Annotated in this window: 14 protein-coding genes and 6 pseudogenes; 2 read left to right on the top strand and 18 right to left on the bottom strand. The window is 41.7% G+C overall.

Annotated elements, in window-relative coordinates; genetic code table 11:
- Positions 1-215: 215 nt before the first annotated feature.
- The 12 genes and pseudogenes from DSY56_RS08405 to DSY56_RS08340 all read right to left on the bottom strand — a co-directional run.
- Positions 216-584 (bottom strand): annotated as a pseudogene (locus DSY56_RS08405) (Rpn family recombination-promoting nuclease/putative transposase); the annotation flags it as partial.
- 8 nt (positions 585-592) lie between these two features.
- A pseudogene (locus DSY56_RS08400) lies at positions 593-1,045 on the bottom strand (Rpn family recombination-promoting nuclease/putative transposase); the annotation flags it as partial.
- A complete protein-coding gene (locus tag DSY56_RS08395) occupies positions 1,046-2,044 on the bottom strand; it encodes an Rpn family recombination-promoting nuclease/putative transposase (RefSeq protein ID WP_112445053.1) in 999 nt (332 codons plus the stop codon).
- 658 nt (positions 2,045-2,702) lie between these two features.
- A complete protein-coding gene (locus DSY56_RS08390; protein WP_112445051.1) occupies positions 2,703-3,587 on the bottom strand; it encodes a helix-turn-helix domain-containing protein in 885 nt (294 codons plus the stop codon).
- A 3-nt stretch (positions 3,588-3,590) separates the two neighbouring features.
- Positions 3,591-3,977, bottom strand: a complete 387-nt coding sequence (locus DSY56_RS08385) for a Mini-ribonuclease 3 (protein ID WP_050111512.1) — start codon at positions 3,975-3,977, stop codon at positions 3,591-3,593.
- The gene (gene cysS, locus DSY56_RS08380; RefSeq protein ID WP_112445049.1) at positions 3,970-5,313 is read right to left on the bottom strand and encodes a cysteine--tRNA ligase; all 1,344 of its coding nucleotides are present in this window, start codon (positions 5,311-5,313) and stop codon (positions 3,970-3,972) included. The genes DSY56_RS08385 and cysS overlap by 8 nt, the downstream gene beginning before the upstream one ends.
- Before the next feature lie 234 nt (positions 5,314-5,547).
- Positions 5,548-6,165: a serine O-acetyltransferase gene (gene cysE, locus DSY56_RS08370; protein WP_112445046.1), complete on the bottom strand. Its 618-nt coding sequence runs from the start codon at positions 6,163-6,165 to the stop codon at positions 5,548-5,550.
- Positions 6,166-6,180: 15 nt separating this feature from the next.
- A complete protein-coding gene (gene pnp / locus DSY56_RS08365; RefSeq protein ID WP_112445044.1) occupies positions 6,181-8,394 on the bottom strand; it encodes a polyribonucleotide nucleotidyltransferase in 2,214 nt (737 codons plus the stop codon).
- Between the two features lie 838 nt (positions 8,395-9,232).
- Complete coding sequence (gene metF, locus DSY56_RS08355; protein ID WP_112445042.1) at positions 9,233-10,099, bottom strand: methylenetetrahydrofolate reductase [NAD(P)H]; 867 nt, start codon at positions 10,097-10,099, stop codon at positions 9,233-9,235.
- A 100-nt stretch (positions 10,100-10,199) separates the two neighbouring features.
- Positions 10,200-12,449: a 5-methyltetrahydropteroyltriglutamate--homocysteine S-methyltransferase gene (metE, locus tag DSY56_RS08350; protein ID WP_112445040.1), complete on the bottom strand. Its 2,250-nt coding sequence runs from the start codon at positions 12,447-12,449 to the stop codon at positions 10,200-10,202.
- Positions 12,450-12,816: 367 nt separating this feature from the next.
- Positions 12,817-13,110 (bottom strand): helix-turn-helix domain-containing protein, encoded by a 294-nt coding sequence (locus DSY56_RS08345; protein WP_112445038.1) that lies wholly within the window; start codon positions 13,108-13,110, stop codon positions 12,817-12,819.
- A 48-nt stretch (positions 13,111-13,158) separates the two neighbouring features.
- Positions 13,159-13,644: pseudogene (locus DSY56_RS08340) on the bottom strand (transposase); the annotation flags it as partial.
- A 154-nt stretch (positions 13,645-13,798) separates the two neighbouring features.
- Between DSY56_RS08340 and DSY56_RS08330 the strand changes: the two are divergent.
- A pseudogene (locus DSY56_RS08330) lies at positions 13,799-14,801 on the top strand (endonuclease/exonuclease/phosphatase family protein).
- A gap of 221 nt (positions 14,802-15,022) precedes the next feature.
- On the opposite strand, the gene pheT reads toward DSY56_RS08330, so the two are convergent.
- The 5 genes and pseudogenes from pheT to DSY56_RS08300 form a co-directional block, all read right to left on the bottom strand.
- On the bottom strand, positions 15,023-17,419 hold the full coding sequence (gene pheT / locus DSY56_RS08320) for a phenylalanine--tRNA ligase subunit beta (RefSeq protein WP_112445031.1): 2,397 nt from the start codon (positions 17,417-17,419) through the stop codon (positions 15,023-15,025).
- A gap of 76 nt (positions 17,420-17,495) precedes the next feature.
- Positions 17,496-18,005, bottom strand: a complete 510-nt coding sequence (locus tag DSY56_RS08315) for a GNAT family N-acetyltransferase (protein ID WP_112445029.1) — start codon at positions 18,003-18,005, stop codon at positions 17,496-17,498.
- The gene (gene pheS, locus DSY56_RS08310) at positions 18,005-19,051 is read right to left on the bottom strand and encodes a phenylalanine--tRNA ligase subunit alpha (RefSeq protein WP_112445101.1); all 1,047 of its coding nucleotides are present in this window, start codon (positions 19,049-19,051) and stop codon (positions 18,005-18,007) included. Before pheS ends, DSY56_RS08315 begins: the two co-directional genes overlap by 1 nt.
- A gap of 366 nt (positions 19,052-19,417) precedes the next feature.
- On the bottom strand, positions 19,418-19,720 hold the full coding sequence (locus tag DSY56_RS12435) for a hypothetical protein (protein ID WP_234990566.1): 303 nt from the start codon (positions 19,718-19,720) through the stop codon (positions 19,418-19,420).
- 49 nt (positions 19,721-19,769) lie between these two features.
- Positions 19,770-21,095, bottom strand: a pseudogene (locus tag DSY56_RS08300) (DEAD/DEAH box helicase); the annotation flags it as partial.
- Between the two features lie 7 nt (positions 21,096-21,102).
- Here DSY56_RS08300 and DSY56_RS12595 point away from each other — a divergent pair.
- Positions 21,103-21,228, top strand: a complete 126-nt coding sequence (locus DSY56_RS12595) for a hypothetical protein (protein ID WP_268810470.1) — start codon at positions 21,103-21,105, stop codon at positions 21,226-21,228.
- A gap of 32 nt (positions 21,229-21,260) precedes the next feature.
- On the opposite strand, the pseudogene DSY56_RS08295 reads toward DSY56_RS12595, so the two are convergent.
- Positions 21,261-22,355 (bottom strand): annotated as a pseudogene (locus DSY56_RS08295) (TOTE conflict system archaeo-eukaryotic primase domain-containing protein); the annotation flags it as partial.
- Positions 22,356-22,404: the final 49 nt, after the last annotated feature.

Raw genomic sequence — 22,404 nt, 5'->3', positions numbered from 1 at the left:
TATATATATGCACACCCTTATCTATCAACCTTATTATGGATAATATTTTAAATTTAATATAAATAAAAAACAGACCTTATCTATAGAAAGATAAAATCTGCCATTTTTTCTATATAAAATCAGCAGAAGCATTCTGCTGAAAATCGTGAAATATGATGTAAGTTTCCTAGCACTCTGATAAGATTTTAAGAGAAAAGCTAGATACATCCCCTAACTTACAAAAGCGCCTCAAACTCAGCGACGGTCATCCCCAACTGCTTACTGGCAACTTCAGATGTTAGAAGACCTTGACGAACGAGATTTAGTAGCATAGACAAACTTCCTTCAGCTTTCCCGCGTTCAAGTCCTTGTTCGATACCTTCCGCCCTAGCTGTTTCCAAGGCATAGTCCTGTGCCAACAAGGCTTGTTCTTCTCGCATACGTAGTTGACTAAACATCTTCCTGTCCTCCTCGGACCAGCTCTTGTAGTCCAGCAGTTGGTCTGCTTGGCTGATGGCTCGCTCAGGTTGTTGGGTAAAAGGTTTGTTACCGAAAAACTCCAACCATGGTTTGCGAATGCTATCTTTGCTGGTTTCTCTGTATTTGTTAGATCTTATTTATGATGCTCTTTCAATAGTTCTTCAAACTCAGCCACGGTCATGCCTGATTGCTCACTCGCAACCTCAGGTGTTAGAAGACCTTGACGAACCATATCCAGAAAGGCAAAAAGTTTTCCTTCTTCCCTTCCTTCAACTTTCCCGCGCTCCAATCCCTGTTCAACTCCCTCAGCTCGTCCACGTTCTAAACCCTCTGCACGACCACGTTCCAACCCTTTTTCCTCAGCTTGTTCCAAGGCATAGTCATGCGCTAACAAGGCTTGTTCTTCGCGTCTGCGTTGTTCACTAAACATTCTCCTGTCCTCCTCGGACCAGCTCTTGTAGTCCAGCAGTTGGTCTGCCTGGCTGATGGCTCGCTCGGGGTGCTGGGTAAAGGGTTTATTCCCGAAAAACTCCAACCACGGCTTGCGAATGCTATCTTTGCTGGTTTCTCTGTATTTTTTTAGTTCTTATTTATGATGGTCTTTTAATAATTCTTCAAACTCAGAGACAGTCATTCCCAACTGCTGGCTGGCAACCTCAGGTGTCAGAAGACCTTGACGAACCAGATTTAGTAGCATAGACAAACTTCCTTCAACTTTCCCACGTTCAAGTCCTTGTTCTAAACCTTTTTCGATACCTTGTTCAATCCCCTCAGCTCGACCACGCTCTAAACCCTCTGCCCGACCACGTTCAAGACCACGTTCTAAGCCCTTTTCCTCCGCTTGTTCCAAGGCATAGTCCTGCGCTAACAAGGCTTGTTCTTCACGCATACGTAGTTGGCTAAACATTTTCCTGTCCTCCTCGGACCAGCTTTTGTAGTCCAGCAGTTGATCTGCTTGGCTGATGGCTCGCTCGGGGTGCTGGGTAAAGGGTTTGTTACCGAAAAACTCCAACCACGGTTTGCGAATGCTATCTTTGCTGGTTTCTCTGTATTTTTTTAATTCCAAGAATGCCATCTTAACCAGATGGTTTTCTTGTCCATTATTGGTGATGGTTAAGACCTCACCTGTCGTGTCCTCTCGCATACTGAAACTGTGGAAAGCCAAATCATCTGAGAAATAATTGCTGTCCACAATTGCGATAGCATAAACTGGTGCAATGTGTTTATAACTCTGGTGAGTATTTCCTTCTCGCTGACGAATTTTTTCTAGGTTTTGATTGACCTGACTACACAGGTAAGCCCACAGGCGATTGATAAAAAAATTCTGATGATGAACTTGAATTTCAATGATTACTTGGGTCCCATTATCTAGTTCAGCTAAAACATCTATACTGGTATAAAAATCCTGCGCTGAGTAAGGCAGGGAAGGCAAGACGTGAATATTGCTTCCCTCTAAAATCGTCACATTTTTAGCTGGTAAGTCCAGCATATCGCGAATAAATTGACAAGTGATTTCTGGATTACTAAAGATTTTCTTAGCAACCAAATCGTTGGTTGGGCTGATGCCCGGATGTCTTAGAATCATCCTTTTCCTCCTTCTATTATAGCACATTTTTTAATCTAGGTTTGCTAGATTCACTGCTACTATCTATTTATTCGGAAAAGAAAGGAGAAAGTTAAAAATTTTTAGACTTCACAGGTTGAAATTTACATAAAAAAGCAGCTGATTCTTTTTTTGATTCTACCATATTTCTAGCGATTACTCCTATAAATAGGATACATCCCAGTTTCTAGTAGAAAAGGACTCTGAAAAGCAAACAAAACCCAGTATTAGGAAGAGTTAAATCTTATCTGAAAATGACTAGCTCTCAAGCTATAGTTTTGTGTCTAAATATAAGTATCACTAGGAAAAACTCCATAAGTAAACACACCAAAATTGGATGTTCCTACTATGCGAAAACCTCTTCAAACTACGTCAACTTTGCCTTACCTAGAGCTTCAAAAGGACGTTTTGAGTCATCTGCTGGTAGATTTATTCATTGATTTTCAATCTTCTAATACTAAACAAAAATCAAACAACTATAGTGAAATAACATAAATTTTACATGAATAGATTAGGAAAATCAAAGCAAGTTCTAGGAATGTTTTAGCAGTCACAGTGTACTTTCCCAGCATCAATCCACTATAACTCTGCACATAAAAATGGAGAAGATGGCAATCCTCTTCTCCAAATATTAACTTCTTTACAAACCAACTATAGTTGACAAAGAACCTAAAATCAATTGATAACACAAGGTCAGGTCGGTCAACTCTTTCAACTGAAGCCCTGTCAACTCTTCCCATTTATCAATCTTGTATTGGAGAGAATTGCGGTGCAGATAGAGTTTCTGGGCTGTTTTAGTGAGAACAGCACTATTTTCCCAAAGAGAGAGGATGATTTCCTGAATCTGATCTTGATCCAAAATCATCTGGTGTAGACATTCCTTGATTACTCTCAAGTCCACGAGTCTTTCTCCCATACTCCAAAGATAGAGCTGAGAAAAAGTATGAACACCTTGATGACCCTGACGCCACCAAGTCTTAAATAAATCCCGCTCCGCTTTAATCAAGTCTGATAGGGCTTGATGCCCCGTCTGAGACCAAACCTGTCCTAACATGATAGATAGACGCAGTCCAAAGTCATACTCAACCGCTTCAATCGTATCACTTAAAATAGCTCGTACAGAGGTGTATTTGTCTTGTTGAAGCACGAAAACATAATCCTGAGCTCCAACCTGAATCACCGTCTGACAGTTAGGAAAAAGGGTCCGCATCATATCCAGCCAAGAAGCTAGATTTTCCTGTTGAAAATAGGAAAGATGGCAATAAACCAACTGAATCTTTTTAAAAGTTTGTGGTGCCTGTCCCTTCCCCTCAATCAGATAAGAATACCAAGGATTGAGCGAACGAGCCTGCTCCTGCTGGGTCAAAAGAGCAACCAACTGCTTTTCACGCTCACTGAGCCCAGCTTCCTCCAGCAAAATCCACTGTTGAGAAGCTAAAGGAAGAGTGAGATAACCCTCTTTCTCTACTGGTTGGTCTGAAATCTGAGCCTCAGGAAACCAGTCTTGTAGTTCTTTTGCCATCATGTCCTAGCCCTCCACTTTTTGGATGCACCACGAAATCAAGCTCTCAAGACGTTCTAGATTTTCAGTCATATGGAGATAGCCTATCACGGCTTCAAAACCTGTGGACATACGGTAAGTCACTACATCAGCATTTTTAGCCTTTGTGTGACTATTGGTATTGCGACCACGTTTGTAGATTTCTTCTTCTTTTTCCGTTAGGACCTGCTCCTCTAACATAAGAGAAATCAGGCGAGCCTGAGCTTTGGCTGAGACATACTTGGTCGCTTCTTGGTGGAGTTTATTGGGTTTGGTCATACCTTTGAGGATGAGGTGACGGCGAATATACATAGAATACACCGCATCTCCTTCAAAGGCCAGCGCAATCCCGTTAATGAGATTGACATCAATCACGAGTCCACCTCACTCCATCTTTGGTGTCAAGGAGCTTAATCCCTTGAGTAGCCAATTGGTCACGGATCTGGTCCGCTGTCGCAAAGTCACGATTGGCACGCGCTTCTTGGCGTTTTTGAATCAAGGATTCTATCTCTGCATCCAAAACTTCCTCAATAAAGACAATTCCAAAGACTTCTAACATATCCGCCAGAGCTTCCTTAACACTTGCATCATAGTTGCCGGAATTGATCCATTTGGCCATTTCAAAGACTACTGTGATTCCGTTAGCAGCGTTAAAATCTTCATCCATTGCAGCCACAAACTTATCTTTAAAAGCCTGCAACTCTTGAGCATCTACAGTTCCAGTAAATGGTTGCTCATAGGTGTTTTTCAGATACTTGAGATTAGTCTCTGCATCCCGCACTGCCTTTTCTGTAAAGTTGATTGGCTTGCGGTAATGCTGAGTCGCAAAGAAGAATCGAAGTACCTGTCCGTCAAGAGTTTTAAGGGCATCATGTACAGTTATAAAGTTACCCAAGGACTTGGACATCTTGACATTATCGATATTGACAAAGCCATTGTGCATCCAGTAGTTGGCAAAGGTCTTGCCTGTTTTTGCTTCTGACTGGGCAATTTCATTGGTATGGTGTGGAAACTCTAGGTCGGCTCCACCACCGTGGATATCAATGGTATCGCCCAAAATCTCTGTTGACATGACCGAACACTCAATATGCCAGCCTGGACGACCAGGTCCCCAAGGACTGTCCCAAGAAATCTCGCCTAATTTGGCAGCTTTCCATAGGGCAAAGTCTACAGGATTTTCCTTACGAGCCGTTTCTTCATCGGTTCGACCTGAAGCACCTAGCTCCAAATCTTCCAAGGTTTTATTTGCTAATTTAGCATAGTTGTGGGATTTTTCCACACGGAAGTAAACATCCCCTTGGCTCTCATAGGCAAAACCTTTTTCAATCAAATCTTTCACAAAGCGGATGATGTCAATCATAAACTCCACCACACGCGGATGGCGAGTCGCAGGTTTGACGCCCAAGGCCGTCACATCCTCACGAAAGGCAGCAATGTACTTGTCCGCAACCTCCTGAGGCGTAATACCTTCTTCCTTGGCACGGTTGATAATCTTATCATCCACATCCGTAAAATTGGAAATATAGGCGACGTCATAACCACGATACTCAAAATAACGACGAATGGTATCAAAAGCCACCGTTGAACGGGCATTCCCTACGTGGATATAGTTGTACACGGTTGGCCCACAAACATACATCTTGACCTTGCCGTCCTCAATCGGGACAAATTCTCGCAAATCACGAGACATAGTGTCATAGATTTTAATCATAAATCATAGTCAGGAAATCCAAAATCCAAGAACAATTAGTTTCAGCACTAAGAGTTCAATTGAATTTCAGTCCGAATGTCTCTACACTTCGGAATCCCTTGCTCCTTTCTAAAAAGTAAAAGAAGAATCAAATAAATGCAAGAAAAGGGCTGACAGTCGCCCTTTTGCTTTACGACCTACTCAGTCGAATATCGTCTTTTAAAAAATGTTAATAGATAAAAGAATCATCATAAATTATAATCCAGACGATCTGTGACTGGCATCTTTAGCCTGCTCGAGTTTATTGACGTAGTACTCTCGTTTTTCTTCAACTTCGTGGATCGTCGGTTCATCCTTCTGTCCATGAACTCGGACAATCTTGGCCGGAATACCGACAACCGTCACATCACTAGGTACATCTGCTACGACAACTGCTGCAGCACCGACCTTGGCATTTGCACCAATTTCTACAGGACCAATAACTTGGGCATGCGCTGATATAAGGGCACCCTGACGAACGGTTGGATGGCGTTTGCCACAGTCTTTCCCTGTTCCCCCAAGAGTCACCCCATGATAGAGGAGAACTCCCGTCTCAACGATAGCCGTCTCTCCAATCACCAAGCCAGAACCGTGGTCAATAAAGACTCCAGAGTCGATTTGAGCACCTGGATGAATCTCAATTTGAGTCCAAAAGCGCCAAAACTGACTGTGCATACGAGCCAAGAGTTTGAAGCCATGCTTCCAGAGAAAATGCGAAAGACGGTGGGCCGCCAAGGCCTTGACACCTGGATAAGTCAGCAAAACCTCCAAAGTGGTGCGGGCCGCTGGATCATTTTCTTTTACGATATCAATGGTTTCGCGCCACCATCCCATACATTTCTCCTTTTCTTATTCTGAATCTTTTGGTGTTTCTGTAAATTCTTTCTTAGGTCTGTGGTCCTTGTGATGACGTGGGCGGTGAGGACGCTCTGATTTTTCACCTTTTTCATCACGTTCAGGTTTTGGAGGACGAGGAAGAAGAGCCTTCATAGAAGCATCCACACGTCCTTTTTCATCAATCTTGATAACCTTAACATCAACTTCATCCCCGATTGCTACCAAGTCTTCGACATTATTGGTACGCGTCCATGCCATCTCAGAGATATGAACAAGGGCATCTGTCTTATCAAAGAGGTTAACAAAGGCACCAAATTTCTCGATACGAACAACTTTAGCACGGTAAACTTCATCCACTTTGGCTTCACGGACCAAACCAGCAATAATTTCTTTAGCACGGTTAATAGCATCTTGGTCGCTAGAGTAGATAGACACATTTCCTTCTTCGTCGATATCAATCTTAACGCCTGTTTCAGCGATAATCTTGTCGATGGTTTCTCCACCCTTACCGATGACAATCTTAATCTTGTCCACATCAATCTTGATGGTATCAATTTTTGGAGCAGTTGGAGCCAATTCTGGACGAACTTCTGGAATGGTTGCTTCAATCACATCAAGGATTTCAAAACGCGCTTTCTTGGCTTGAGCAAGGGCCTCAGTCAAGATTTCTGCAGTAATCCCTTGAATCTTGATATCCATTTGAAGGGCTGTAATCCCATCACGAGTACCTGCAACCTTAAAGTCCATGTCTCCAAAGTGATCTTCCAAACCTTGGATATCTGTCAAGACTGTGTAGTTATTTCCATCTGAGATGAGACCCATAGCAATCCCTGCTACTGGTGCCTTGATTGGCACACCACCAGCCATAAGGGCAAGCGTTCCCGCACAGATAGAAGCTTGAGAAGAAGAACCATTTGATTCCAAGACTTCTGCTACTAGACGGATAGCGTATGGGAATTCTTCCAAGCTTGGCAAAACTTGAGCAAGAGCACGCTCACCAAGAGCCCCGTGACCGATTTCACGACGACCTGGCGCACCGTAACGACCTGTTTCCCCTACAGAGTATTGTGGGAAGTTATAGTGGTGCATAAAGCGTTTCTTGTACTCTGGATCCAAACCATCAATGATTTGAGTTTCACCCATTGGGGCCAAGGTCAAAACTGAAAGAGCCTGAGTTTGTCCACGAGTGAAGAGACCAGAACCGTGTACACGAGGAAGGAAGTCAACAACCGCATCCAAAGGACGGATTTCATCAACCTTACGACCATCAGGACGTACCTTATCTTCTGTGATCAAACGGCGCACTTCAGCGTGTTCCATTTGTTCCAAGATTTCAGTCACATCACGCATGATACGGTCAAATTCTTCATGGTCTGCATATTTTTCTTCGTAAACAGCAGTTACTTGATCTTTGACTGCTTGAGTTGCAGCTTCACGAGCCAATTTTTCTTCTACTTGGACAGCTTTTTGGAGGTCACTGTTGTAGGCTGCGATGATTTCAGCCTGCAATTCAGCATCTACATGAAGCAATTCCACTTCTGCTTTTTCCTTACCGACAGCAGCAACGATTTCTTCTTGGAAGGCAATCAATTCTTTGACTGCTTCGTGCCCTTTAAGGAGAGCTTCTAACATGATTTCTTCTGACAATTCTTTAGCACCAGATTCTACCATGTTGATGGCGTGTTTGGTACCAGCTACTGTCAATTCAAGGAGAGATTGCTCTGCTTGTTCTTGCGTAGGGTTGATGATGATTTGACCATCCACATAGCCAACCTGTACCCCAGCGATTGGACCGTCAAATGGAATATCTGAAATGGAAAGTGCCAAGGATGAACCAAACATAGCAGCCATTGGTGCAGAAGCATTTTCATCATAAGAAAGCACAGTGTTGATGACTTGGATTTCATTACGGAAACCTTCCGCAAACATAGGACGGATTGGACGGTCAATCAAACGCGCTGTCAAGGTCGCATCCGTTGAAGGACGTCCTTCACGTTTCATAAAGCCACCAGGAAACTTCCCAGCTGCATACATTTTTTCTTCGTAGTTGACTTGAAGAGGGAAAAAATCCCCAGTTGCCATCTTCTTAGACATAACGGCCGCAGTCAAGACAGTTGACTCACCGTAACGCACGACAACTGCGCCATTTGCCTGCTTAGCAACCTGACCAGTCTCTACAATTAACTCACGACCCGCAAAAGTCGTTTGAAACACTTGTTTTGTCATTTTAATCCCCTTTGAATTGATGAAATTATACGCCTTGCCTACAAAGATCAAGATACCAAGGACGTCAAAAGCAAAGTAAAAATAGGAAACTAACGAAGTCTTCGATGAAGACAAGACAGTTTATCTTTTTTACACAGCTTTTCGGCCGGGTTCAATTACTCAAGATACTAAGCCGTTAAGCAACTCAAAGGAAAATAGGAAATCGAACGACGGAGCGAATGCTCCTAGGTAGATTTATCTTTTTCCACAGAGTTGTAGGCGTGTTCAGTTACTCAATATATTTTGGACGGTTCGGCTTGCCGAATATTTCTGTAGAAAAATAGGAAGGTGACGCCGCACTCGATGAGTGCTAGTAAGCTTATCTTTTTTCCTAAGAAATGAGGCCAAAATTCAATTAAGTATCTTTTTGATATTTCCCTGAAATAGTGCGGACGGGAGGTAAAATTATCCAGTGGATGATTTTAGAAATCCAATGGAATTTCAATGGTAATTTTTAATTACTTCGCCTTCTCATTTCTATGCTCAGGCTAAAATAGTTTCCCGAACTATTTTACTCTCAAAAATCCCGTCTTAGATAATAATATTGTTATCATCTAAGATACCACGATAGCGTGAAATATCTTTTAAATACTCACTCTGTTCGTGTTTTTTGAGACACACATTATTAGATTTTGTTTAAAAAATAATCAACTTTAAACAAACTTCTACAACCTAAATACCCTCATCTTTGTATCAAGTACGTACAGAGTCTATTTTATCATATTTTTCTTAAAAAGTGCGGTCTTTACCATTAAAAAGGAACCATTCCCCTCACCTGAGAAGAATGGTTTGCTTTTTATTATCCTAGAGACTGGTGATTAAACAAGGCATGTGTTGCTTGGTGGATATATTTTGCTGTTTCTGCATTGTTCATAGTGTAGAGATGCACTCCGGCCACATCCTGAGTTACCAAGTCCACGATTTGGTCCACTGCATAGGCAAGTCCTGCTGCTCTGAGCGACTCAGGGTCATGCTCATACTTGTCTAAAATGGCTTTGAATTTACGTGGAAGGTGGATATTCTCACAAGTCTTCAAGAGGCGGAGAGCCTGATTTCGATTCAGAATTGGCATAATCCCTGCATGAATAGGAACATCAATCCCAGCCAAGATGCACTTGTCTTGGAAATCATAGAAGCGCTCATTGTCAAAGAAAAGCTGAGTTACAAGGCTCGAACAGCCTGCATCCACTTTCTTCTTAAGATTTTGAATATCTGAAATCTGATTTGGTGAATCTGGATGACCTTCTGGATAACAAGCACCGACAATATCAAAGTGAGGGGCTTGTTCCTTGATGAACTCGATCAAGTCAGTTGCGTAGCGGAAATCCTTTTGTGGTTCCACATCAGGAATAACATCCCCACGAAGAGCCAAGATTTTCTGCACCCCAACCTTGTCCAAGTCTGCAATAGTTTCAGCAACCTTGTCCTTAGTCAAATAGATGGCTGGCAAGTGAGCAATAGTCGGAATCGCCAAGTCATTTTGGATAAAGTCAGCCAAACGGACCGTCGTTTCCTTGATATTAAATTTATTATTGCTGGCAGTCACACTGATAAAGTGGGGAGCCAACTCCTGCATATCTTGAAGAGCAGAAATAATGTTATCATTACCCACTGCTGGGTTTGGAGGGAACACTTCAAATGAGAGTGACGGTGTTTGGCGTGACATAGTCTTATCCTTTTCTAGTTGATTTTTTCGTTAGCTGGACTCTTAGAATCCGAGTGAAACAGGCAGATTGACCAAACAGTGCTTCTAGAGAAATCTTGTCTTACAATTTCTCACGCGCAGCTTTAGCTGCTTCAACAAGGCGGATCAAGCTTTCTTTTGTTTCTGGAATACCACGTGTTTTCAAACCACAGTCTGGGTTGATCCAAACTTTCTTGCTTGGTACTTTAGCAAGGATAGCTTCGATTGTGTGGTCGATTTCGCCTTCATTTGGCACACGAGGTGAGTGGATATCGTAAACCCCAGGTCCCACTTCTGTTTGGAAGTTTTTCGCTTTGAGTTCGTCCAAGATTTCAAGGTTTGAACGGCTAGCTTCAAAGGAAATAACATCTGCATCCATGTTGTCGATAGCTGGGATGATATCTGTAAATTCTGAGTAACACATGTGAGTGTGGATTTGTGTGTCTGGCGCTACTGTTGAGTGTACCAAGCGGAAGGCAGGAATTGCCCAGTCAAGGTAGTCTTCGTACCAGTCGCTACGACGAAGTGGCAATTTTTCACGAAGAGCAGCCTCGTCGATTTGGATGATTTTCACACCAGCAGCTTCAAGGTCAAGCACTTCATCCTTGATAGCAAGGGCGATTTGAAGAGTAGAATCCTTGATAGAGATGTCTTCACGTGGGAATGACCAGTTGAGGATGGTAACAGGTCCAGTCAACATACCTTTAACAGGTTTGTTTGTACGGCTTTGTGCATAGCTAGACCATTTAACAGTAATAGGGTTAAGACGAGTGACATCACCCCAGATGATTGGTGGTTTAACTCCACGCATACCGTATGATTGTACCCAACCATTTTTAGAGAAGAGGTAACCTGACAAGTTTTGACCGAAGTACTCAACCATGTCATTACGCTCAAATTCACCGTGAACAAGGACATCAAAGTCGATATCTTCTTGCCATTTGATCCATTCGTCGATCGTTTCAGCAAGGAAAGCATCGTACTCTTCTTGAGACAATTCACGTTTACGGTAAGCCAAACGTTTGGCACGAACTTCTTTAGTTTGAGGGAATGAACCGATAGTTGTTGTTGGAAGAGCTGGAAGTTTGAAAGCTTCTTCTTGGATAGCTTCACGTTCTGCAAAGGCTGGCAAACGAGTGTAGTCTGCATCTGTCAAGCCAGCGATACGCGCACGAAGCTCCGCATTTTCACCAACACGCTCAGTCGCAAAGAGTTCTTTGTTAGCTGCAAGTGCTTCTTCACCTTGACCATTGCGGATAGCATCCAAATCACGAATCTCATCCAATTTTTCAACTGCAAAGGCAAAGTGGTTCAAGATTGCTGGCTCAAATTCTTCATTAGCAGTTGTAAATGGTACATGAAGAAGTGAGCATGAGCTTGTCAATACGATGTTTTCAGCTGGGATTTGCTCAAGAACAGCCAAGCTCTTTTCGTAGTTGTTACGCCAGATATTTTTACCATTGACAATACCTGCATAGAGAGTCTTGTCAGCTGGGAAGCCACCTTTAACGAGTTCAAGAGTTTTCTTACCTTCAACGAAGTCCAAACCGATAGCATCTACTGGCAAGTTTACAAGGTCAGCGTAAACGTCACGAACGTCACCGAAGTAAGTTTGAAGCAAGACTTCAAGACCTTTTTTGTCAGCCAAGAGTTTGTTGTAGAGGTTCAAGAAGAGAGCTTTTTCTTCAGCTGTCAAATCTTTGACAAGAGCAGCTTCATCCAATTGGATACGAGTCGCACCAAGTTCTGCCAATTTAGCAAAAACTTCTTGGTAAGCAGCCACTAAGCTATCTACGAAGTCTTCTGCTTTCACACCTTCTTCAAAGTCTGACAATTGAAGGAAAGTGAATGGACCTACAAGGACAGGACGAGTGTTCAATCCAAGTTCTTTGGCTTCTTGGAACTCATCAAAAATCTTGTGACCTGCAAGTTTAACTTGAGTATCTTTTTCAAATTTAGGAACGATGTAGTGGTAGTTAGTGTTGAACCATTTCTTCATTGGAAGGGCGCGAACGTCCCCTTTTTCTCCTTGGTAACCACGACCCAAAGCGAAGTAGCGCTCAAGGTCAGACAAGTCCAAGTTTTGAACTGAAGCAGGTACCACGTTGAAAAGGAAAGCTGCATCTAGGAAGTTGTCATAGTGAGAAAAGTCATTTGATGGAATTTCAGTGATTCCTTTTTCTTTGACGATGTTCCAGTGTTTAGCACGCAATTCTTTTGCTGCTGCCAAGAGTTCTTCTTCTGAGATTTCTTTTCTAAAGTATTTTTCAGTTGTAAATTTTAATTCGCGGAATTCGCCCAAACGAGGGAAACCGATGATTGTAGTTGACATGATGTGTCCTCCAAAATTTGTTGTTGAAACTATCTTAACAGAAAAGAAATCATCTGTATAATTGTAAAAAATTAGGCTTTGATATAGTTTGAAACTATATCTCTGTTTTAAACAAAAGAAAAAGACTTGAAACAAATGCCTCAAATCCTTTGTGTAGCTTGTTTTTTAACTATATTTCCGTTAGACTGGCCAAACGCGTTATTAGTAATTCTTATAAGTGACTATGACTTGTTATTAGAAAAGACTATAATACTCTTCGAAAATCAAATTCAAACCGCGTCAACGTCGCCTTGCCGTACTCAAGTACAGCCTGCGGCTAGTTTCCTAGTTTGCTCTTTGATTTTCATTGAGTATGAGTCTACTCTAATCAACTCTTTTCCTGTTCGAGGGGGACGACTGCTAGTGTCTTTCCTAAACTGGCTAAAACTTTCAAGACTGTATCCAACTGAGGACTTGTCTTGCCTGTTTCCATCCTAGCTATGACAGGCTGGCTTACTCCACTGAATTCTTCCAGCTTTTTCTGGCTGATTCCTTGGTCATGCCTAGCCTCAATCAGCTCACTCATGATAGCCACTCGCATATCACTTTCAAGAATTTCCTCCTTTGTAAAGAGTTGAGATCGGACATCCTTCCAGTTACTCCCAATAGCACTATTCTCCATCACTTAGCCCTCTTTCTTTTACGTCTATGTATAATGAGCGAATTATGATTCGATAGATTGACCAGCGGGTTTAAAGTTGGAACTAGCTTGTTTCTTAAGCGCTTTTCCTTTTCTAGGATAGAGCAGATCCTGTTTTGATAATCCTAATTTTCCATGATGAATCCAATAGTAAATGGTTGAAATTCCCACGTTAACGCCCTTAGCCATCACCATCATTTCAGGCGAAAATTTTTGGTTATGATAGTGGAGAATCTTTTCCTTTAGTTCCTTGGTCAAGCTTGATTTCTTGACCGAGCGCTTGCGATTATTTTCATAAAATTGTTGAGCGTAGTCGGCAGAGTAAAGCTCTTTACCCCCCTTTCCCAAGACATTTTCGGACTGTCCCACGCTTGATTTCAGTATGGATGTTTGAGGAGCTTTTCCAAATAGAGAGGCAATTTCTCTATTTGATTTTCCTTCTTTTTTCCATCGTTCGATTAAGCAACGACTATCGATTGTCAAATGTTTGCCTTTTGTAGTATAATTGTCTTGCATTTCTGTGCCTTTTAATCATTTCAATCTTAAATTGGACTTTTTTACTTGGGTTGTACTTAATCTATGAGGAAGACAAGAAAAAGAATATCAATCAAGTAAAGTCACAAAGTCACATTAGCTCCGAGCAACCATTGCAAATTGAGGTACTCATACAATGATTAAAACATTTCTTTCTGCCCTTTCTGTCATTCTCTTCGCTATCCCTATCATAGCTTATTCTTTTTTCCCATCTTCTAATCTTAATATTTGGCTATCTACCAGACCTATCTTGGCACAGATTTATGCCTTCCCCTTAGCTACTGCAACTATGGCTTCCTATTTTAAGTTTCGTATTTTTTTCCCTATCTTTTTACAAGAAAAATAAACAAATACGGTTTTACTCTGGCATTTTGCTCTTATTATCGCTCATATTACTATTATTCGGAACAGATAAAACCCTTTCTTCCACATCAAATAAGACTAAAACCTTAAAATTAGTAACTTGGAACGTCGCTAATCAAATAGACGCACAACATATTGAGCGAATTTTTAGCCATTTTGATGCCGATATGGCTATATTCCCTGAACTAGCTACCAATATCAGAGGTGAGCAAGAAAACCATAGAATCAAACTATTGTTTCATCAAGTTGGACTTTCTATAGCCAACTATGATATTTTTACTTCTCCACCTACTGACAGTGGAATAGCTCCTGTGACTGTGATTGTCAAGAAAAGTTATGGTTTCTATACAGAAGCTAAAACTTTCCATACAACACGGTTCGGGACAATTGTATTACATTCGAGAAAACAAAATATACCAGATATCATTGCTTTGCATACTGCTCCTCCTCTGCCAGGTTTAATGGAAGTCTGGAAGCAAGACTTAAATATCATTCATAATCAACTGGCTTCAAAATATCCAAAGGCTATTATTGCAGGTGATTTTAATGCAACTATGCGTCATGGAGCACTTGCAAAAATAAGCTCTCATAGGGACGCATTAAATGCACTTCCACCTTTTGAAAGAGGAACTTGGAATAGCCAAAGTCCAAAACTTTTTAATGCAACAATAGATCATATTTTATTGCCTAAAAACCACTACTATGTTAAAGATTTAGACATTGTAAGTTTTCAAAACTCTGATCATAGATGTATTTTTACAGAAATCACATTTTAATTATTTTATACTCTTCGACAATCTCTTCAAACCACGTCAGCGTCGTCTTGCCTTAGACATATGGTTACTGACTTCGTCAGTCTTATCTACAACCTCAAAACAGTGTTTTGAGCAACCTACGGCTAGCTTCCTAGTTTGCTTTTTGATTTTCATTGAGGATTATATAAAATCACCCCTCTAGTGTTCATAAACTAGAGGGGGAATTTGTATCATACTATCGTTTAACGCACTTCTGCATTGACTTTTTCTTCAAGTGATGCTTGGATTTTTTCCATGTAGCGTGCTACTTCTTCGTCTGTTAAGCTATCTTCTGGATTTTGGAAGGTCAAGCTATAGGCCATTGACTTCATACCAAGTCCCAATTTTTCGCCTGAGAAGACGTCAAAGAGTTTGATATCTGTCAAACGTTTTACGCCGGCAGCTTGGATTGCATCCACAACTTCTTGGTGAGTCACTTCTGCCTTGAGGAGAAGGGCAACGTCACGGCTGACTGCTGGGAATTTCGTGATTTCTACAAATGGAGCAGCAGGTTGAAGGGCAGCTTCGATGGCTGAAAGGTTGAGCTCAGCTACATACGTTTCTGGAATATCGTAAGCCTTAGCGGTGACTGGATGCACTTGGCCAAGGAAACCAAGAACTTGGTCACCGAGTGAAATGACTGCTGTACGACCTGGATGAAGGCTAGCGATTTCAGATGTTGCTGTATAGGTCACTTCTAGTCCCAAACGAGCAAATAGCGCTTCTAGGATTCCCTTAGCATAGAAGAAATCAACTGGAACTGCTGCTGTTTGGAAATCTTTTTCAGCAACCAAGCCTGTCAAGGCAAAGGCAAAGCTGTTGATTTCATTTGGAAGTTCTTTTTTTGGATTACCTGTTTGTTCAAAGACTTTTCCAATCTCGTAAAGGGCCAAGTTTTTGTTCTTACGAGCTACGTTATAAGCCACCGTATCAAGGATACCAGAAATCATATTTTGACGGAGGACAGAACGGTCCACTGTCATTGGCCACATAAGTTCTGTAAGGTTACTTGGTTGAGCCGTAAACTCAACTGCTTTTTCAGGAGTTGTTAGAGCATAGGTGATAATTTCTGTCAAACCTGCCCCTTCAGCAATGGTACGAACTTGACGTCGAAGTTTTTGTGTCGCTGTCAATTCACCAGCTGTCCCATCGTCTTTTGGAAGACTGGTTGGCAAGCGGTCATAACCATAGATACGAGCGATTTCTTCAAAGAGGTCTGCCTCGATAGTGATATCCCAACGACGACGTGGGACTCTGACTGTAAAGCTATCTGCATTTCCAGAAAGGCCAAATCCAAGACGACGGAAGACATCTTCTACATCCGCGTAAGAAAGTTCTGTACCAAGGACACGGTTGACGTCTGCAAGGGTAGAAGAAACTTCCACATCAGAGGTATCAAGCTCACCTGCTGAAACGATTCCCTTACGAACCGTCGCACCAGCAAGTTCTGCAATCATGCTCGCTGCCGCATCAAGGGCTTCATTAACTGTTGCCACATTGATGCCTTTTTCAAAGCGAGAAGAGGACTCAGAACGAAGGTTGAGGCGACCGCTAGTCTTGCGGATAGATTTTCCATTGAAAACAGCAGCTTCAAGGACAACACGACTAGATTTTTCAGAGATTTCTGTTGCTTGACCACCCATGACACCTGCAAGAGCTACTGGCTTGTCTGCGACAGTGATAACTAAGTCATTTGTTTCCAAGTCACGTTCTTCACCATCTAAAGTCACCAATTTTTCACCAGCACGCGCTTCACGCACACGGATGTCAGTCCCTTCAAAGGTATCCAAGTCAAAGGCATGCATAGGTTGACCAAAGTAGAGAAGGATGTAGTTGGTCACGTCCACTACGTTATTGATGGGACGGATACCTTCGTTCATGAGGATATTTTGCAACCATTGTGGACTTGGTGCGATAGTCACATTGTCCAAGATACGAGCTGCATAGTAAAGCGCCTTGTCTGTCTCAATGCCCACAGAAAGAGCATCTGCTGCAGCTTGGTCAGTTGTAAATTCTTTAAAGTTGACTGCCTTGTCATAGATGGCTGCCACTTCGTGAGCCACCCCACGCATAGAAAGGGCATCTGCACGGTTTGGTGTGATAGAAAGTTCGATGATTTCATCATCCAAGTCTAGATATGAGAAGACTTCCTCACCTGGAACGGCATTTTCTGGCAAGATTTGGATGCCATCTGCGAATTCCTTAGGTACAACTGAGTCAGAAATTCCCAATTCACCAAGTGAACAGATCATCCCAAGTGACTCAAGACCGCGGATTTTTCCTTTTTTGATTTTGTAATTGTCAGCGATACGAGCTCCCGGAAGTGCCACCATAACCTTGATACCTGCACGCACATTCGGGGCACCACAGACGATTTGACGGGCTTCTTCTTCGCCAACGTTAACCTGACAAACATGGAGGTGAGTTTCTGGCACATCTTCGCAAGACAAGACCTCACCGACGACAATTTTTGAGAGACCAGCAGCAGGTGATTCGACACCTTCTACCTCGATCCCTGTAGTTGACATTTTTTCAGCCAACTCTTGTGATGGAACATCAATGTCCACCAATTCTTTTAACCATTTATAAGATACAAGCATAATTTAGTTCTCCAGAATGACAGTTGCCACTCTGGTTCTTTTCCTTTCCTATCATTTCAATAGAAGAATCATCTTCTTACCTTAATTTCTTTCTCAGTAACCAATCCGTATCTACTTTTTGACCAACCATAAAATGATGTTGGCTAAATTTTTCAAAACCATATCGGTTATAAAAGGCTTGAGCTTTTGTATTATGCTCCCAAACACCTAACCAAGCCCAGGAAAAACCATTTTTTGTAGCAAGTTCCAGAGCGAATTCAAACAGTTGCTTACCGAATCCAAATCCTTGGAATTTTTGTAGCACATAGAGACGTTGAATTTCAAAAGCGTCCTCTAATTCTCTCTCAGTTTGAGCACTTCCCCAGTTGACTTTAAGAAAACCAGCTATCTCCTCTTCATGCATAATGAAATAGGTTTCGGATTCTGGATTTTCCAACTCAATTGACAAAACTCTCAGACTATAAGCCTCTTCAAAGTATTCCTGTAACTGCTCTTCCGTATTATCATGAGCAAATGTTTCACGAAAGGTTTGTTTAGCAATTTTAGCCAACACCTCAACATCTGCCATTTCTACTTTTCTAATCATTATTTAAACTGCTCTGAGAAGCGGACATCTCCTTGGTAGAATCCACGGATATCATTGATTCCGTAACGGAGCATAGCTACACGTTCTTGACCAAGACCAAAGGCAAATCCAGAGTAAACAGTCGCATCGATACCACTCATTTCAAGGACACGTGGGTGAACCATACCAGCTCCCATAATTTCGATCCAACCAGTTTTCTTACATACGTTACAGCCTTCTCCACCACACTTGAAGCAAGAAACATCCACCTCAACAGATGGCTCTGTGAATGGGAAATAAGATGGACGCAAACGAATTTGACGCTCTTCACCGAACATTTTTTGCACAATCAATTGAAGGGTTCCTTGAAGGTCTGCCATAGAAATGTTCTTCCCAACAACCAAGCCTTCAATTTGGTGGAATTGGTGACTGTGGGTCGCATCGTCCGTATCACGACGGAACACACGCCCTGGTGAGATCATTTTCAAAGGACCTTTAGAGAAATCATGGCCATCCATGGCACGCGCCTGAACAGGAGACGTATGGGTACGGAGTAAGATCTCTTCTGTGATATAGAAAGTGTCCTGCATATCGCGAGCTGGGTGGTCTTTGGGAAGGTTCATACGTTCAAAGTTATAGTAGTCTTGCTCTACTTCAAAACCATCCACGACTTGGTAACCCATCCCAATGAAAATATCTTCGATTTCTTCACTAGTTTGTGTCAAAACATGACGGTGACCAGTAGCAACTGGACGACCTGGAAGCGTCACATCGATACTCTCGCTAGCCAGTTGAGCCGCGACTTTCTTTTCTTCCAAGAGCTTAGCTGTTTCTTCAAAGGCTGCTGTCAAGACATCACGCGCTTCATTGACGTGTTTCCCGATAATCGGACGCATCTCAGCAGAGACATCTTTCATCCCTTTGAGGATTTCAGTGAGCGAACCCTTTTTACCAAGGACAGAGACACGCAAATCTTGCATCTCTTTTTCATTTTCAGCAGTAATCTGCTTCAAGCTAGCCAGCGTTTCTTCACGAAGCGCTTTTAATTGTTCTTCAATAGTTGACATAATTCCTCCATCAGTCGCTCGTAGATAAAAAGAAAACCACATGCCAAAAACTCCACTCGGAGCGTTGACACGCGGTACCATCCGTTTTCATCTGACAAGTCAGACCTTCATTTCTAAATCCATGCGCAAGTGAATTCACCCAGCTTTCATATAGAGAGCTTGCAGTCACGGCTCTCCTCCCTGATATACTTCCATTAGGCTACTAGTCTTGCGGATTCCTATTCAATTACTACATAGTTTATCAGATTTTTAGCATTCTTGCAAGACCTATCTCACTTCTGCTTGTTAGCTGTGCTTCGAATGTGAAAATGTCATCACTCTCACTAAAAAATGAAAATCATACATAGAAATTTTTAAAAGTTTTCTCTATCGTAAACCTTCCACTAGTTCAGAAGCTATACTAGCTGATTCCAAACGTAGTATGGTCATTTCATCTACCTTCCCTAATAATGGCATTGCACCATACCAAACAATGGTCTTGTTTACCAAAAGAATAGGCGTGACTATTTTTGATTGAGTAAAAGATACTTTAATTTTCTGGCTCTTCAACTGGTCTAGCCATGCTTTATTTGCAACCGTCTCTGGTATACATATCTCAATTTGACTATTCCTAAATTCTTTTAGAAAATTCATCAGTTTTGTCTGGTTCACATAAGGTAAAATAAGCATACACTCCTGTCTTTCCCCTGCTAATACTCAATGAAAATCAAAGAGCAAACTAGGAAGCTAGCCGCAAGCTGTACTTGAGTACGGTAAGGCGACGCTGACGTGGTTTGAATTTGATTTTCGAAGAGTATAAGTCCTCTCTCAGCACATTCTCATATCTACTATCAACATAAACGAATGGTTTCTCCTCACCCTCAATGGCACGATAATCCATCTTTCGATAAGCTACTTGTCGTTTCTGAAACATCTTTTCTAAATAAGGAACATGAATATCCACATAATCGAAAATCCGTACCAAGGACTTATTCTTGTAGTTTCGATGAATCCGACCTGCGTACTGAATCAAATTATTTTTCCAAGAAAAGGGTGCTGCCAAGATAAGCGTGTCCAACTGAGGTAAGTCAAAACCTTCGCCAATGTATTTTCCAGTAGACAATAAAACAAACCCTTTATCTAACTGTTCTAACGTCTCCAGTAAACTTGTTCTCTCTCGGACTTTGGTTTTTCCGCTAATAATGTAACAGTCATCAACCTCTTTCTCTTTCAACAACTTTTCAAAGACATCTATCTGTTGAATTCGATTAACTAGAACCAAGATATTCCGCCCTTCTGCCACTTGGTCTAGAATATCCTTGAGAATCATCTGATTCCTCACTGAGTCAGTAGCAATCCAATCACTAAGCTGTATAAAATTACTTGCTTTAGTCTTTTCAATTTCCAGATGACCAAAAGAAGTGAATCTTAATTGCAATTGCCGTTTAAAAGATGTCTCCCTCTTATCAGCAGTATGGAGTATCCCACCAATTCTCTGAAAAACGATAGGCTCATGACCATTCTTACGCTCAGGCGTAGCCGTCAAACCGTAAAGATACTTCCCTCTAAACTGAGCAACAACTTTTTCAAACATCAAGGCAGAGACATGATGACACTCATCCACAATCATCATCTCATACTCATCCAAAAGACTTTGACTATTTTCCAACTTAAATAGAGATTGAATCATAACAACATCAACCAGTTTACTCAGCCATTTCTTAGTCCCACCGTACTGCCCTACATAGCCTATTACCTTTTCACGACCTGATGCCGTATAACGGACAGCCTCCTCCTCTTCGAAAGTCAAAAAGCAGTTTAAGCGATCTAGCCATTGGTCTAAGAGTTGCCTATTATGAACTAGGATAATTGTTTTTGTCTTCCGTTCAGAGATGAGAGCAGCACCTAAAACGTTCTTCCCAAAACCAGTCTCCGCATGGAGTAAACCATTTTCTTTGGAAATCATATCTGACAGGGCTAACTCTTGCTCAAAAGTGAGTTCTCCCTTAAATTCCACTCTAATAGACCTTTGTACCTTTCTCCTATCTTTCACAGATCCCTGCTCATACTAAATGAAAATCAAAGAGCAAACTAGGAAGCTAGCCGTAGGTTGCTCAAAGCACTGCTTTGAGGTTGTAGATAAGACTGACGAAGTCAGTTACATATATCTACGGCAAGGCGAAGCTGACGTGGTTTGAAGAGATTTTCGAAGAGTATTAAATTTATCTTACAATGGATATAGTGAACCTCTTGGCAGCCATAAATAATGATCGGATTCTCCAAATAAATACATTCGCTCAGGAATTTGATAGGTTGGCTATCGCATAGCCTGCTTTAAATAAAATTCGGGATTAGAAAATGAAGCCATATTTTTCAAGAAAAACAGTGTCTTGGGTGTCACAGACGATTTTTCAAGTTGGATCATATTGGATAAGATGACCTTCAACTCCTTATCCAATTCTTGCTTACCTAACTCCTCTTGGATTAACAGTGCCACTTTAGCAGTTGAAACCCTCTGAATCTCTTGTAGATACCTCCATTGGTCTTCATAAGGCTGAAACTGTTCATCCACAAAGACCGTTCGCCCTTGATGGTAAGCTTCTCCTTGAAAAGGCAAGGCAATCAAATTTCCAAATCCCCCCTTAGGAAGGACATCCTGATTTGGAAACATGCGATCAAAAGAATCAAAGGACAGTTGTATACTTTCCTGCATAGCCAATTCTAATAGTTTCTTTCCAAATAAGCGAGCCTCTCAACTCGGAATCGCTTCCTCAAAGAAGAACCAAATATGGAGTCCGTAACCCGAACGAGAAATCTCTAAATGGGCTTCCATCTGGCGTTTCCTGGCTATTCTTCGAATGGTTAAACCAGCTTCTTTCCAATCTCTTTCATCCAAATCCAGTACCAAAAAATAACAGCTATCATCTAAGTGCATAGGAAAGATACCGATAGCTGTCTCCCCACGAAAATGAGATTTCAAAACGGAATCCGTTAATGTCTGGAAACTCCGTTTTTCAGGCGGCAACTGCTTCCAACCATAATCATAGGATGGAAAATACTGAATTTTCCCTTGATCATTGATAAAACTCTTAGCATAAACATCATAACGGCCAGCAAACACAGAGGTAAACAATTGTAATTTTTCTTGCGTCGTCAAGTGACTACTTTGAAGTTGGAACATCTCCTCGAACTGAGAGCGTTCCATCACAAACTGACTCTTGTCTTTAAGACGTTTACACAAGAAAAACTCACTATCCCCATTAAAAGAAGAAAAGACATCAAGTACTTCTACCACAATTCCATCCAAAGACACAAAAACAGCCATAAGAGTCACCTCCTTGATTCCTATAGGCTGATTATAACAAGAATAGCTG

This window comes from Streptococcus sp. 596553 (assembly GCF_900411395.1).
Taxonomy (GTDB): Bacteria; Bacillota; Bacilli; order Lactobacillales; family Streptococcaceae; genus Streptococcus; species Streptococcus mitis_BA.
Note: the sequence above shows the minus strand (reverse complement) of the source record. Positions and strands in the feature narration are given on the sequence as shown.

Bases quoted from the DNA above. Each gene is read 5' to 3' on its own strand.
- DSY56_RS08395 (WP_112445053.1), bottom strand. From the start codon at position 2,044: ATGATTCTAAGACATCCGGGCATCAGCCCAACCAACGATTTGGTTGCT.
- DSY56_RS08390 (WP_112445051.1), bottom strand. From the start codon at position 3,587: ATGATGGCAAAAGAACTACAAGACTGGTTTCCTGAGGCTCAGATTTCA.
- cysS (WP_112445049.1), bottom strand. From the start codon at position 5,313: ATGATTAAAATCTATGACACTATGTCTCGTGATTTGCGAGAATTTGTC.
- cysE (WP_112445046.1), bottom strand. From the start codon at position 6,165: ATGGGATGGTGGCGCGAAACCATTGATATCGTAAAAGAAAATGATCCA.
- pnp (WP_112445044.1), bottom strand. From the start codon at position 8,394: ATGACAAAACAAGTGTTTCAAACGACTTTTGCGGGTCGTGAGTTAATT.
- metF (WP_112445042.1), bottom strand. From the start codon at position 10,099: ATGTCACGCCAAACACCGTCACTCTCATTTGAAGTGTTCCCTCCAAAC.
- metE (WP_112445040.1), bottom strand. From the start codon at position 12,449: ATGTCAACTACAATCATCGGTTTCCCTCGTTTGGGCGAATTCCGCGAA.
- DSY56_RS08345 (WP_112445038.1), bottom strand. From the start codon at position 13,110: ATGGAGAATAGTGCTATTGGGAGTAACTGGAAGGATGTCCGATCTCAA.
- pheT (WP_112445031.1), bottom strand. From the start codon at position 17,419: ATGCTTGTATCTTATAAATGGTTAAAAGAATTGGTGGACATTGATGTT.
- DSY56_RS08315 (WP_112445029.1), bottom strand. From the start codon at position 18,005: ATGATTAGAAAAGTAGAAATGGCAGATGTTGAGGTGTTGGCTAAAATT.
- pheS (WP_112445101.1), bottom strand. From the start codon at position 19,051: ATGTCAACTATTGAAGAACAATTAAAAGCGCTTCGTGAAGAAACGCTG.
- DSY56_RS12435 (WP_234990566.1), bottom strand. From the start codon at position 19,720: ATGCTTATTTTACCTTATGTGAACCAGACAAAACTGATGAATTTTCTA.
- DSY56_RS12595 (WP_268810470.1), top strand. From the start codon at position 21,103: ATGAAAATCAAAGAGCAAACTAGGAAGCTAGCCGTAGGTTGCTCAAAG.